The 13,949-nt window shown below is 71.9% G+C and carries 10 protein-coding genes; 8 read left to right on the forward strand and 2 right to left on the reverse strand.

The window, feature by feature from the left end; genetic code table 11:
• Window positions 1-37: 37 nt before the first annotated feature.
• Window positions 38-538 carry a cysteine dioxygenase gene (locus tag OG214_RS24595; protein WP_382865784.1) on the reverse strand — a complete coding sequence of 167 codons (501 nt, stop codon included), beginning with the start codon at window positions 536-538 and terminating at the stop codon, window positions 38-40.
• Between the two features lie 785 nt (window positions 539-1,323).
• Between OG214_RS24595 and OG214_RS24600 the strand changes: the two genes are divergently transcribed.
• The 3 genes from OG214_RS24600 to OG214_RS24610 all read left to right on the forward strand — a co-directional run bounded on the left by OG214_RS24600 (window position 1,324) and on the right by OG214_RS24610 (window position 7,313).
• Window positions 1,324-1,587, forward strand: coding sequence for a WhiB family transcriptional regulator (locus tag OG214_RS24600; protein WP_014046372.1), 264 nt, complete (start codon window positions 1,324-1,326; stop codon window positions 1,585-1,587).
• A 267-nt stretch (window positions 1,588-1,854) separates the two neighbouring features.
• A complete protein-coding gene (locus OG214_RS24605; protein WP_405985980.1) occupies window positions 1,855-5,730 on the forward strand; it encodes a glycosyltransferase in 3,876 nt (1,291 codons plus the stop codon).
• Complete coding sequence (locus OG214_RS24610) at window positions 5,727-7,313, forward strand: DUF5719 family protein (protein WP_405985981.1); 1,587 nt, start codon at window positions 5,727-5,729, stop codon at window positions 7,311-7,313. Before OG214_RS24605 ends, OG214_RS24610 begins: the two co-directional genes overlap by 4 nt.
• Window positions 7,314-7,420: 107 nt before the next feature.
• On the opposite strand, the gene OG214_RS24615 is transcribed toward OG214_RS24610, so the two are convergent.
• The gene (locus OG214_RS24615; RefSeq protein WP_363080261.1) at window positions 7,421-7,849 is read right to left on the reverse strand and encodes a metallopeptidase family protein; all 429 of its coding nucleotides are present in this window, start codon (window positions 7,847-7,849) and stop codon (window positions 7,421-7,423) included.
• Between the two features lie 274 nt (window positions 7,850-8,123).
• Here OG214_RS24615 and OG214_RS24620 point away from each other — a divergent pair, with 274 nt between their 5' ends.
• From OG214_RS24620 to OG214_RS24640, 5 genes are all read left to right on the forward strand, one after another.
• Complete coding sequence (locus tag OG214_RS24620; protein ID WP_363080241.1) at window positions 8,124-8,549, forward strand: DUF3499 domain-containing protein; 426 nt, start codon at window positions 8,124-8,126, stop codon at window positions 8,547-8,549.
• Window positions 8,550-8,885: 336 nt separating this feature from the next.
• On the forward strand, window positions 8,886-10,502 hold the full coding sequence (locus OG214_RS24625; RefSeq protein ID WP_405985982.1) for an L-lactate permease: 1,617 nt from the start codon (window positions 8,886-8,888) through the stop codon (window positions 10,500-10,502).
• A gap of 196 nt (window positions 10,503-10,698) precedes the next feature.
• The gene (locus tag OG214_RS24630) at window positions 10,699-12,063 is read left to right on the forward strand and encodes a phosphomannomutase/phosphoglucomutase (RefSeq protein WP_405985983.1); all 1,365 of its coding nucleotides are present in this window, start codon (window positions 10,699-10,701) and stop codon (window positions 12,061-12,063) included.
• Window positions 12,064-12,398: 335 nt separating this feature from the next.
• The gene (locus OG214_RS24635) at window positions 12,399-12,581 is read left to right on the forward strand and encodes a Trm112 family protein (protein ID WP_363080238.1); all 183 of its coding nucleotides are present in this window, start codon (window positions 12,399-12,401) and stop codon (window positions 12,579-12,581) included.
• 82 nt (window positions 12,582-12,663) lie between these two features.
• Window positions 12,664-13,803 (forward strand): SIS domain-containing protein, encoded by a 1,140-nt coding sequence (locus tag OG214_RS24640; RefSeq protein WP_363080237.1) that lies wholly within the window; start codon window positions 12,664-12,666, stop codon window positions 13,801-13,803.
• Window positions 13,804-13,949 lie beyond the last annotated feature (146 nt).

Consider the following 13,949-nt stretch of genomic DNA (forward strand, 5'->3'; position numbering starts at 1 on the left):
CAGGGGCGGTGGCCGGGCACCGGTACGGGTGGCCGTATCAGGCGCTTACGGCATTCTCCGCCGCTGGTGCGCACTGGGCCGCGTGCATCGGCATCTCGGTCAGACCCGGGTAGTAGATGTGCAGACTCACGGCCGGTTCGATCGTGTCGTTGGCCACTTCATGGACATAGCCGGGCGCGAAGACCCGCTGGGTCCCCGGGACCAGTGTGCGGCTCCCGCTTCCCGAACGTTCCGTCAGTTCCCCCGCGAGGACGGTCAGTAAGCCCGAGGACCTGCCGTGGTCGTGCGAGCCGGTGCCCTGCCCCGGCACCCAGGAGAGCAGCCACACCTCATAGCCGGGACCCGTGCGCAGCCGGTGGTACCAGCGGCTCGTCGCGTCGTACTGGACGAGCGGGGCCCACTGCGCCCGGTCGGCGGCGAGTGTCCGGGCGAGACCGGCGAACTCGGCCACGGTGGCCGGGTGCTGACGGGCCGGCTGGAGAAGATGCTGGACCTCAAGGAGGTCGCCGGCGATCTGGAGATCGCTGTCGCTGTTCATGGGTGCGGTGGTTCCTCGGCAGAAAGGACGTGCGGGGTGTCGCGGGACGTATCGCGTAGCCGTACGGAAACCGGGGTACGCGACGGACACCGCGAACGCGGGGGGAGGGGAAAAGACAAACGTGATCAGAACGATCGGCCGAAGTCCGGGACGGCCGTCAACCGATATGACGCCCCGAACGGTCAGTCACCCGATCGGTCAACAGCTCGGAGAGCAACAGCAACAGCGAACCTGGACAGCGCTGCGGAATCCACGGACGTGGGTCGCGGGGTGCGCGGGGCTCACTGGCATGACACCAAAGGTGGCGAATCCGGTAGCCACTGTCAACTCGATGACCGATTTGGCGGTAATGTTTCACCTCATCCGGTTACTCCGTCCGCTGAGAGGTTTGTCCACCCCCACTCGCGGAGACATCGGGCAGCGACCGTGCTCGTAAACACCGTCACGCCCTTGTGATCAGACTGTGATCCGGATCGCTTCCGCGACCGGATCGGCACCAAGTCCGGAGTTCATGGCGTCTCTCCCGGTGAGGGGCGGCGTCTGTCTTGGTGAGGCGTCTCTCGCGACGGGAAAGGGTGGATGCGGGTTGGCCAGTGGCATGTGTCAGGTTTTTGGTGATTTGAACACTTTCCGCATAGCCTTGGTTCCGCAGAGTGAATACCGGGCCCAATAGCAGATCTCGGCTTGACCGGCCCAGAGCACACACTTGTAATTTCACTCGTGTCGTTCGGCCGAAATCGACAGCGGCCAGATCACGGGGACGCGAAGACAGACGAGGGGCGCACATGACCGAGCTGTTCCAGCAACTGCTGGTCGAGGACGCGGACGAGGAACTCGGCTGGCAGGAGCGCGCCTTGTGCGCCCAGACCGACCCCGAGTCCTTCTTCCCCGAGAAGGGCGGTTCCACCCGTGAGGCCAAGAAGGTCTGCCTCGCCTGTGAGGTCCGTTCCGAATGCCTTGAGTATGCCCTCGCCAATGACGAGAGATTCGGTATCTGGGGCGGTCTGTCCGAACGTGAGCGGCGGCGATTGAAGAAGGCCGCGATCTGACCACTTTTCGTCAGGTAACTCGCCGGGCAACGATCGGGCTCGCCCATTCATTCGACAGAGCCGTCCGGTCCCCTCGTTCCCCGTGCTCCGGCCCGGTGGCCGTCGCGCCCGATCGTCACAACCTCGTACCGATCGAACGGTCCGCGGTCTGCGCCTTCCCCCGCAGGCGGCGGACCGTCCTGTTGTCAGCCGTTAGTGTGGGGCCCCGTCCGAGACGCTCCAACGCCCCTCCGGGGCGACCCCACGGCCGGAGGGCCCGTTACCTCAATGTCCCCCACCACCGCCGCGTTCGTTCCCGCCACCGCCCCCGAGTTCCCGCGGCACGTAGTGACCGCGGTGCTCGTCTCACACGACGGTGCGCGCTGGCTGCCCGACGCCCTCGCCGGGCTGCTGGGCCAGGAACGCCCCGTACAGAACGTCATGGCAGCCGACACCGGCAGCGCCGACGACTCCGCCCGGCTGCTCACCGAGGCACTCGGCGCCGACCGCGTCCTGCATCTCGCGCGCCGCTCCGGATTCGGTACCGCCGTCGACGAGGCGGCCAGGACCGCCGGGGAGCTCACGCCCGACGACCTGCCCTATCTGAAGCGGCCCAGCGGCTGGGACCCGGTCAGCCGGAGCTGGCGCGACGACACGTACGACATGCCGGAACTGCCCCACGGCGAACCGGTGCAGTGGCTGTGGCTCCTCCACGACGACTGCGCGCCCGAGCCCGACGCCCTCGCCGAGCTGCTGCGCGTCGCCGACTCCGACGAGTACGCCGCCGTCATCGGCCCCAAGCTGCGCGGCTGGTACGACCGGAAGCAGCTCCTCGAAGTCGGCGTCTCCATCGCCAACAGCGGGCGCCGCTGGACCGGGCTCGACCGGCGCGAACAGGACCAGGGCCAGCACGACCAGGTCCGTACCGTCCTCTCCGTCTCCAGCGCCGGCATGCTCATCCGCCGCGATGTGTGGGAGGAGCTGGGCGGCTTCGACCGGCGGCTGCCGCTCATGCGCGACGACGTCGACCTGTGCTGGCGCGCGCACGCCGCGGGCCACCGGGTGCTCGTCGCCCCCGACGCCGTCCTGCGGCACGCGGAGGCCGCCGCCCGTGAGCGCCGTACGGTCGACTGCGCGGGCCGCTCCGTCGTCAACCCGCACCGCGTCGACAAGGCCGGCGCCGTCTACACCATGCTCGTCAACGCGCGGGCCGCCGTCCTCCCGTACGTACTGCTCCGTCTTGTCGTCGGAACCCTGCTGCGCACCCTCGCCTATCTGGTGGGCAAGGCGCCCGGCCAGGCCGTCGACGAGGTCATGGGACTCTCCGGCACCCTGCTGCGACCGGGACGGATCATCGGCGGACGGCGCGTCCGCGGCAAGGGTGTCGTCGAGGCGGCCGAGCTGCGCCCCCTCTTCCCGCCGCCCGGCGCGACCGTCCGGGCCACCGTCGAGCAGATCGCCGCGAGCCTCGGCTCCGGCAACGAGGCCGACGCGGGCGGCTCACGCCACGGCGCCGTCGAATCGGGACCCGGCGGCGACGACGCGGACTTCCTGGAGATCGAACAGTTCGCCCGGCTGAAGAAGCTCGCGCACCGGCCGGGGCCCGTGCTCTTCGCGCTGCTGCTCGTCGTCTCGCTCGTCGCCTGCCGCGGACTGCTCGGCGGCGGCGCGCTGGCGGGCGGCGCGCTGCTGCCCGCCCCCGGGGACGTCTCCGACCTCTGGTCCCGGTACGCGGACGGCTGGCACGCCGTCGGCACGGGCAACACCGAGACCGCGCCGCCCTATCTCGCCGTACTCGCCGTGCTGTCCGCGCTCTTCCTCGGCTCCACCGGCTTCGCGCTGACCCTGCTGCTCGTCTGCTCCGTACCGCTCGCCGGGGTGACCGCCTACTTCGCCTCACGGCCGCTCGTCGAGTCCCGGCTGCTGCGCGCCTGGGCGAGCATCGCGTACGCCTTCCTGCCCGCCGCGACCGGCGCCCTGGCGACCGGACGGCTCGGCACCGCCGTCCTCGCCATCCTGCTGCCGCTGATCGCCCGCGCCGCCGTCGCGGCGTACGGGCTGCGCGCGGGCGCGCACGCCGGGGGGACCCGCGGAAGCTGGCGCGCCACCTGGGCCTACGCCTTCCTGCTGACCCTCGCGATGGCGTTCACCCCGGTCGTCTGGCCGCTGGCGCTGCTGCTCGGCCTCGGTGTCCTGGCGCTGCGCCGTGACGACATCGCGGCGTACGGGACACGCGTCCTGGCCGGGCTCGGTACGCCCGTCCTGCTTCTCGCGCCCTGGTCGCTGTCGGTGGTGACCTCTCCCTCCGCGTTCTTCCGCGAGGCGGGCCTGGAGTTCGGTACGGGATCGGCGTCCGCGTTCGATCTGCTCGGTATGAGCCCCGGCGGCCCCAAGGCCGTGGGCGGTGTCCTGCTGATCGGTGTGGTGCTGGCCGCGCTGGCGGCCCTGCTCCGGGGCGAGCGGCAGTTCGCCATCCGTACCGCCTGGGCCGTGGCGCTCCTCGCGCTGGTCTTCGCGGTGCTCTCCAACAACTCGGGCTGGGCGGGACCCGCCACCCTGGTCTACGGCATCGCGCTGATCGCGGCGGCCGTGCTCGGCGCGGACGGTGCCCGGGAGCGGGTCGCCGCGGAGAACTTCGGCTGGCGCCAGCCCGTCGCCGTCCTCATCGCCGCCGCCGCGGGCCTCGCCCCGGTGCTGGCCGCGTTCGGCTGGATGATCAGCGGCGCGGCGGGCCCGCTGGAGCGCCGCGACCCGGTGCAGGTCCCGGCCTTCGTCGCGGAGGAGAGCATCACCCGTGACCAGCCGCGCACCCTGGTGCTCGGCGGTACGACGGCGGCGGAGGTCTCGTACACCCTGGTCCGCGGCTCCGGCGGGCGGCTCGGTGACGCCGAGCTGACCGAGTCGGGCGGCAGCGACCCGCGGCTGGACAAGGTCGTCGCGAATCTGGTCGCGGGCTCCGGCGCCGACCAGACCGACCAGCTGAGCGGATTCGCGATCCGCTATGTGCTGGTACGGGACGGGGCGCCGCGCCAGATGAGCCGTGTCCTCGACGCCACGCCGGGGCTCACCCGGCTGAGCCAGCTCGACGGCAGTGCCCTGTGGCGGGTGGACCGGCAGATCTCGCGGGCCGTGATCGTGGACGGTAAGGGCGCGGGAGAACCGCTGGCCGTCGCCGCCGCCCCGGTCGAGGCGCACACGGAGATCCCGGCGGGCGCCGCGGGACGGGTGCTGCGGATCGCGGACCGGGCCGCCGAGGGCTGGCAGGCCACCCTCGACGGCGAGGTCCTCACGAAGAAGACCGTCGACGGCTGGGCCCAGGGATTCGAACTGCCCGCCGAGGGCGGCCGGCTGGATCTCACCTACGAGGACCCGATCACGCACACGGCGTGGATCTGGGCGCAGGTCGCGCTCGCCGTCGTCCTGCTGGTGCTCGCACTGCCGGGGCGCCGCCGGGAGATCGACGACGACCTGCCCGAGGACGATGTCCAGGTTCCGCCGCAGCCGGTGGACGGCGAGGGACGCCGGGCCAGGAGGCTGCGGGCGGCGGCGGAGGCGGAGACCGCGGAGGGGGCCGAGAGCGAAGAGACCGGGACCGGGACCGGGGCCGGGGCATATGGACCAGACCCGTCGGACCCGTCCGTTCCGCCGATGCCCGCCGGGGCTCCGGAGGAGCAGCCGCAGCAGCCGCAGTACGGGGCGGTGCCCCAGCAGCAGACGTACGACTGGGACGCCGCCAACGCGAACGGGAACGCGAACGCGGGCGCCGGCGCTCAGACGTACGCCGGTGCGGAGTACGCCCAGGATCCCTACGGGAACGGGCAGTACGGGGAAGGCCAGTACTCCGAGGGCGGGCAGTACGCCGAAGGGCAGTACCAGCAGCCGTATCAGCAGTACCCCGAGGGCCAGTACCAGGACGGCCAGTACCCGGCCGGCTCGTACGACCAGGGCCAGTATCCGGCGGACGGCCCGTACGGCCAGGGCCAGGGCCAGTACCAGGAGGGCCAGTATCAGGAAGGCCAGGTGCCGGGCCAGGTGCCGTCCCAGTACGACCCGTCCCAGTACGACCCCTACGGCTACGGACAGCAGCCCTACGCCGACGGCCGGCCCTATACCGACGGCCATGAGAACGACCGGCGTCCGCGCCCCGACGGGAGCAACCAGTGAACCGTACGACCCTCTCCCTCATCGCGGTCGCCACCGCCCTCGCCGCCGTCACCGGCTTCGCCACGCTGACCGCGCCGGACTCCACGGGCGCGGCGGTGGCCCAGACCCCCGCGCTGCTGCCGGTGGAGCGCACCAGCCAGCTCTGCCCGGCCCCGAGCATGTCGGACATCGCGGAGACGACGTACACCTCCTTCACCCCCGCCGGAACATCCGGTTCCGGCACATCCGGATCGGCCGGACTGAGCGAGTCGGTCGTCACCCTGGCCGACACGGCCGGGAACACGAAGGACGCCACCAAGGACGCACAGAAGGACGACAAGAGCGACAAGAGCGACGACAAGGACGCCAAGAGCGACGGCGAGAAGACGGATTCCGCGCAGGACAAGGCGTTCCTCGCGCTGAAGGAGCCCGGCAAGCCGGTCTCCGCCGAGGCGAGCGGCGCCGAGGCCCCCGCCCTGGTCGGCAGCGCCGACGGCCGCCTCGCCCCCGGCTGGACCACCCAGCAGACCACCACCGTCAGCGTCGGCGGCGCGCGCGGGCTGCTCGGTATGACCTGCGCCGGTCCGGACACCGACTTCTGGTTCCCCGGGGTGAGCACCGAGGCGTCGCGCCAGGACTACGTCCATCTCACCAACCCCGACGAGACCGCCGCCGTCGCCGACATCGAGGTGTACGGGAAGGACGGTGTCCTCAAGTCGGAGGTGGGGGAGGGCATTCCGGTCCCCGGCAGGTCGAGCGTTCCGGTGCTGCTCTCCACGCTGACCGGCGAGAACGCTCCCGACGCGACCGTGCATGTCACCACCCGTACCGGCCGGGTCGGTGCCGTGGTGCGTGTCGCCGACGAGAAGGCGGGCAGCGACTGGCTGGCCGCCTCGGGTGATCCGGCGGCCCGTCTGGTCCTGCCTGGTATCCCGGCGGACGCGACGGACGTACGGCTGGTGGCGTTCGCGACCGGCGAGGACGACGCCGATCTGAAGGTGCAGCTCGCGGGCGCCGACGGCACGATCACCCCCGCGGGGAACGAGACCCTGCACGTCAAGTCCAGGATGACCGCGTCCGTCGACCTCGCGGACGTCACCAAGGGCCAGGCGGGTTCGCTGGTGCTCAGCCCGGTCGGCAGCGGTCGCGCGGCCCCGGTGGTCGCGGCGCTGCGTGTGGTCCGGGGCAAGGGCGCGAACCAGGAGATCGCGTTCATCCCGGCGACCGCGCCGATCGCCTCACGGGCGACCGTGGCCGACAACCGCGCCAAGGGCTCCACGCTCTCGCTGACCGCGCCGGGCGCGGCGGCGAAGGTCAAGGTCACGTCCTCGGCCGGGACCGGCGGCGGCGAACCGGCCGTGCAGACGTACACGGTCAAGGCCGGTACGACCCTGGCCGTCACCCCGCCGGCGCCGAAGGGGCTGAAGGGCTCGTACGCGGTGACGGTCGAGCCGGAGGCGGGGGGCGGCCCGGTCCACGCGGCGCGCACACTCGCGCTGCCGGAGGACGGCGTCCCGATGTTCACGGTGCAGACGCTGCCGGACGACCGGGGGATGGTGTCCGTACCGAAGGCCCGAGAGGACCTGTCGATCCTCGGAGACTGAGCCGCGGACCCGCCCCGCGTCCGGTCATCGAGCCGCGGACCCCGCGTCCCGGTGACCGGGCCGCAGGGCCCGCGCCTCGACGACGGAGACGCGGGCCCCGCGGCGGGTCACTCCTGCCCGTACCGCGGATCCACGGACTCGGGCGCCAGCCCGAGCAGTTCCGCGACCTGCTCGACCACAACCTCGTGCACCAGCAGGGCCCGCTCGTCACGGTTCTTGGTACGGATCTCCACCGGCCGCCGGTAGACGAGGATCCGCGCGGGGTGCTCCTTGCCCGCCGGGACCGAGCTGCCGAGCGGTACGGTCTCGTCCTGCGTGGTGGGCACGTCCATGACCAGGAACTCGACCTCGGCGAGCTGCGGCCAGCGCCGTTCGAGGCGGTCCACGGAGTCCCGCACGAGATCGCGGAACGACTCCGAGCGGCTGGTGGCGAGCGGCACCTGGGGCGGTGCGACGGGCCCGCGCATTCCGCGGCCGTGGCGATCGCGCCGGCGCGGCCGTGGCTCGGTCGGGCGGGGCGGTACAGGACTCTCCATCACTGACGCAGGGTAGCCCTCCTGGGCTTCCGCCGAACGCGCCGTCGCCTCCCTCGTACCGCATGTCGCATATTGAGCATTCAGGCCAAGAATGGGCTCGATTCCAGTTGGCTTTGCGATCACCGATCTCGCCTTCCTTGACAGGTTTTGCCCCAAGTGGTGACTGTGTGACGGGCTGTCGCTGTCCCGTCACGCGTCTTCCCATGCAGGTCAGGGCAGTTGCTTCCAGCCAACTTGTGGCCGAAGTCACGGTGCGACACGGTGGAGTGACCTGGTGGAGAGTCGTCGCGGCCCGCTCAAGAGTGCGGTACCGTCCAACGTCGTGAGCCCTGTACGTCGCTGTTCGCGCACCGCGTGCGGCCGCCCTGCTGTCGCGACACTGACGTACGTCTATGCCGACTCGACCGCGGTCCTCGGCCCGCTCGCCACCTACGCCGAGCCTCACTGCTACGACCTGTGTGCGGAACACAGTGAGCGGCTGACGGCTCCGCGCGGCTGGGAGGTCGTCCGTCTGACGGACGGTTCGGCTCCCGCGCGCCCGAGCGGCGACGATCTGGAAGCGCTCGCCAACGCCGTACGGGAAGCGGCCCGCCCGCAGGAGCGCGCGGCCGAGGGCGGCGGCAAGGGCACGCGCGGGGGGGATCCGATGGAGGTCGGACGCCGGGGCCATCTGCGGGTACTGCGCTCCCCGGACTCCTGAGCCATCGATACCCCTGAGCCATCGGTCCTTCACCGCAGCCCCCGCCCGAGCCCGCGCTCGTGCTCCCGGCCCTCCGCGGTGCCGTGTTCCGCGTCCTCCCCGATGTCGTGTTCCGCGTCCTCCCCGATGTCGTGTCCCTCGCCCTTCCGGATGCCCTGTCCGGGCTCCTTTCGGATGCCATGCCCCGGGTCCTTCCGGACACCGTGTCCCGGGCCCTCGCGGATTTCGCATGGATCCTGCGCGGGCCATTGACCTTCACTTGTCGCGGACACGACCATTCCCCCACTCGCGCTAGTGAGAGATCAGTTTCCGTATCGCGGAATCCGGAGGACTGTCGTGTTCGTACAGCAACTCGAACCTGTCGCCGACTCGCTCGCACTCTCCGCACTCGTCGCCGCGCTGCCCCTCGCCACCGTCCTGATCCTGCTCGGTGTCATCCGGATGAAAGCGCATCTCGCGGGGCTGACCGGGCTCGGAGTCGCCGTCCTGGTCGGCTGGCTCACCTTCGGCATGCCCCTCGGCCAGACCCTCTCGGCCGGCGCCGCAGGCGTGCTCTTCGGGCTCTTCCCGATCATGTGGATCGTCGTCAACGCGCTCTGGGTGTACCGGCTGACGGTCCGTACCCACCACTTCGACATCCTGCGGCGCTCCTTCGGACGGCTCTCCGACGATCCCCGTATCCAGGCGCTGGTCATCGCCTTCTGCTTCGGCGCGCTGCTTGAGGCCCTCGCCGGTTTCGGGGCGCCCGTCGCGATCTGCTCGGTGATGCTGGTCGCGCTCGGCTTCGACCCGGTCAAGGCCGCCATCGTCTCGCTCGTCGCCAACACCGCGCCCGTGGCCTTCGGCGCGATGGGTACGCCGGTGGTGACACTCGCCCAGGTCACCGGACTGCCGCTGGACACGGTCGCCTCGGTCGTCGGCAGGCAGACCCCGCTGCTCGCACTCGTCGTACCGCTGGTGCTGATAGGGCTCGTCGACGGCCGGCGGGGACTGCGCGAGACCTGGGTGCCCGCGCTGGCCTGTGGAGTCGCCTTCGCCGTGGCCCAGTTCGCCGCCTCGAACTATGTCTCCGCCCAACTCGCCGACATCGGCGCGGCGCTGGCGGGGGCGGCGGCCCTGGTGGCCGTCCCCTCGGCGCGCAAGCCGGCGGCGGAGCCGGTGCGGGTCGCGGTGCTCACAGGCGTACGGAGCGAGGACCTGGACCAGGAGGACCCGCGCCCCGAAGTGCTGCGCGCCTACGCCCCGTACGGTCTGATCGTGGTGATCTTCTCGGTCGCCCAGATCCCGCCGGTCAAGGATCTGCTGGCGAAGGCGACCCAGGTCTTCGACTGGCCCTTCCTCGATGTCGCCGACTCGGCGGGGAAGCCGGTCGGCGCCAATGTCTTCTCGCTGCCGCTCGTCGCCACGGGCGGCACGCTCGTCCTGCTCGCGGGAGTGTTCACGGCCGTCGTACTCGGCGTACGGGTGGGTGACGCGGCGCGCGAGTGGGCGGGGACGGTGTACGAGCTGCGGTACGCGATCCTCACCGTCACCTCGGTGCTGGCCCTCGCGTACGTCATGAATCTCTCCGGGCAGGCGGCGACCATAGGCCACTTCGTCGCGGGGGCGGGCGCGGGACTGGCGTTCCTCTCCCCGGTCCTGGGCTGGTTCGGGGTCGCGGTCTCGGGCTCGGACACCTCCGCCAACGCGCTCTTCGGCGCGCTCCAGGTGACGGCGGCGAACGAGTCCGGCCTGTCACCGGAGCTGCTGGCCGCGGCGAACAGCTCCGGGGGAGTGCTGGGGAAGATGATCTCGCCGCAGAATCTGACGATCGCGTGCGCGGCGGTCGGACTCGCGGGGAAGGAGGGGGACCTGCTGCGCAAGGTGCTGCCGTGGAGTCTGGGGCTTCTGCTGGTGATGTGTCTGATCGTCGTCGGGCAGAGCACGGCGGTGCTGGGATGGATGCTGCCCTGACGGCTCGACGGTTCGACGGCTGACGGTTGGACCGCTGACCGCTGACCGCTGACCGCTGACGAACTGGCGCCGGCGGCCGGCGGCTCGGGGCGGCTCCCGGCGGGCGGCTCCCGACGGGCGGCCCCCGGGTCCATCTGTGCCAGGGGTCCGGTACGGGTAGTTTGTCGTGAGCGCAGTGGCAGCAACATCTGGAGGGGTGGCAGTGGCCGATTTGTCGCAGCTCGTGAAGGCGTACGACGTGCGTGGGGTGTACCCGGATCAACTGGACGACCGGCTCGCGGAGCTCTTCGGCGCCGCCTTCGTCCAGGTCACCGGGGCCCGCGCGATCGTCGTCGGCCATGACATGCGGCCCTCCTCGCCCGGACTGGCGGCGAGCTTCGCGCGGGGCGCCGTCTCGCGCGGAGCGGACGCCACGATCATCGGGCTCTGCTCCACCGACCAGCTCTACTACGCGTCGGGGAAGCTGGACCTGCCGGGCGCGATGTTCACGGCGTCGCACAACCCGGCCCGGTACAACGGCATCAAGATGTGCCGGGCGGGCGCGGCGCCGGTGGGCCAGGACACGGGTCTGGCGGAGATCCGTACGCTGGTCGAGGGCTGGCTGGAAACGGGCGCCCCGCCCCCGGCGGCCCGGCCGGGCACCACCGCGCGACGGGACACCCTGACCGACTACGCCGCGCATCTGCTGTCCCTGGTGGACCTCTCCGCGATCCGCCCGCTGAAGGTCGTCGTGGACGCGGGGAACGGCATGGGCGGACATACGGTCCCGACGGTCTTCGAGGGTCTGCCGCTCGACGTGGTGCCGATGTACTTCGAACTGGACGGTACGTTCCCGAACCACGAGGCCAATCCGCTGGACCCGAAGAACATCGTGGACCTCCAGGCCCGGGTGCGGACGGAGGGCGCGGACCTGGGCCTGGCCTTCGACGGAGACGCCGACCGCTGCTTCGTCGTGGACGAGCGCGGCGAGGGCGTCCCCCCGTCGGCGATCACCGCGCTGGTGGCGGCGCGCGAACTGGCGAAGCACCCGGGCGGCACGGTCATCCACAACCTGATCACGTCCTGGTCGGTACCCGAGGTCGTCAGGGAACAGGGCGGCGTTCCCGTACGCACCCGGGTCGGCCACTCCTTCATCAAGCAGCGGATGGCCGAGACCGGCGCGATCTTCGGCGGTGAGCACTCCGCGCACTACTACTTCCGCGACTTCTGGAACGCCGATACGGGCATGCTCGCCGCGCTCCATGTCCTGGCGGCCCTGGGCGGCCAGGACGGACCGCTGTCCGAACTGGTCTCCTCGTACGACCGGTACGCCGGTTCCGGGGAGATCAACTCCACGGTCGACGACCAGACAGCCCGCACGGCGGCGGTGCGCGAGGCCTTCACGGGCCGCGAGGGCGTGACCTTCGACGAACTCGACGGGCTGACGGTGACCGGTACGGAGTGGTGGTTCAACCTCCGCCCCTCCAACACGGAACCGCTGCTGCGCCTGAATGTGGAGGCGCGCGACGAGGTGACGATGACCAAGATCCGGGACGAGGCCCTCACCTTGATCCGAGCCTGACCCCGGCCTGCCGGGCGACAGGCACGGATGGACCGGCTGAGCGTCCGGCCGAGGGACCGACGGACCGTTCGGAGCGCCATCGCTGCTGGTCGGCCGATCGCCGTACCGATCGCCGTACCGATCGCCGTACCGGCCGCGCCTGCCGCGTGCCCCGGCAGCCCCCGGTACGGAACCGGCTCCCGTCGTGACCGGGCGGAGCCGGCACCGGCACCTGGCCGGACCTGGCCGGACCGGTCCGGACCGGGACCGTACCCCGGATTGGGCCCCACCCCGGGCCCCGGCGGTAGGCTGACGTGGCCCGATCCACCTGTTCTGTTCGAAGGGACATCACCCCCATGCCGCTCGAAGCCGGCCTCCTGGAGATCCTCGCCTGCCCGGCCTGTCACGCGCCGCTCAGCGACAGCACGGCCGCCGACACCCCCGAGCTGATCTGCACCTCCGGGGACTGCGGTCTGGCCTATCCGGTACGGGACGACATTCCGGTCCTCCTCGTCGACGAGGCACGCCGCCCCGCCTGAGAACACCAGGGCGCCGCACCCACAGCGCCACAACCAAGCGCCGCCACGGCGTCCCGCGCCGGGCGATCGGAGGCCCCATCCCATGCTCGACGAGTCGCTGCTCGACGCTCCCGACGCACTGGCCGACGCCGACCGCCGCGGTCTGCTCCGCGGCGCGGCCGAGGCCGGAGCCCGGGTGCGTACCGCTCTACGGCACACCGCCGAGGCCGGTCTCGCCGCGCTCACCCCTGAGGGCCGCCCCCGCGCCGTACTGGTCGCGGGCTCCGGCGCCGCCGCCACCGGAGCCGCCGATCTGATCGCCGCCCTGGCGGGTGGCAGCGCGCCCGTCACCCGGCTGCGCCCCACCGGCGTCGCCTCCGCCGCCGGCGCACTGCGCTGGACGCTCCCGGGCTGGGCCGGCCCGGTGGACCTGCTCCTGATCGCCACGACCGAGGGCAGCGAACCGGGTCTCGCGCTCCTCGCCGAACAGGCGTACCGCCGGGGCTGCACGGTCGTCGCCGTCGCCCCGCGTCAGTCGCCGCTGACGGAGGCGGTCGACGGTTCGCGCGGCCTTCTCCTCCCGATGGCGACCGCGCCGAACGACTGGCTGGAGGAACGGGCCTCTCAGGTCGCGGGCCCCGGCGCGCTCTGGGCCCTGCTCATCCCGCTGCTCTCCCTCCTGGACCGCGTCGGCCTGGTGACCGCGCCGGCCGAGACCCTCCAACTCGTCGCCGACCGGCTGGACCGCACCGCCGAGCGCTGCGGCCCCGCCATCGCGACGTACAGCAACCCGGCCAAGACCCTCGCCGCCGAACTGGCCGACAGCCTCCCGCTGATCTGGACGGAGGGTACGGCCGCGGCCCCGGCCGGGCGCCGGTTCGCCGACGTACTGGCCGAGCTGACCGGCCGCCCCGCCCTCGCCGCCCAGCTTCCGGAGGCCCTTCCGGCCCATGGCGCCCTGCTCGCGGGCGACTTCGCGGGCGGCGCCGACCCGGACGACTTCTTCCGCGACCGGGTCGAGGAGCGTCAGGCCCTGCGCGCCCGTATCGTCCTGCTCCGCGACCGGCCGGTCGGCGGACTCACCGCGGCCCCCGCGGCCCGTGAACTCGCCCTCGGCCATGACACGGCCATCAGCGAACTGGAGCCGGAGGAAGGCAGCGAACTCGAAGCTCTCGCCGAACTGATCGCCGTCACCGACTTCGCCACGGTCTATCTGGCCCTCGCCGGGGGCGCCCCCGTATGACCCGGCGCCGGGGAGCACGGAGCCACCGAGCGGCCGAGGCCGCTCCACCGGAGCACCCGTACGCCCCTCACGCTTTCACCGGCCTCGGTGTCGCGACACCCGAGAGCGTCGCGACACCCGCGCCCCCTGTCGCGACACCTGCGAGC

Source organism: Streptomyces sp. NBC_00872 (assembly GCF_045161915.1).
GTDB lineage: Bacteria > Actinomycetota > Actinomycetes > Streptomycetales > Streptomycetaceae > Streptomyces.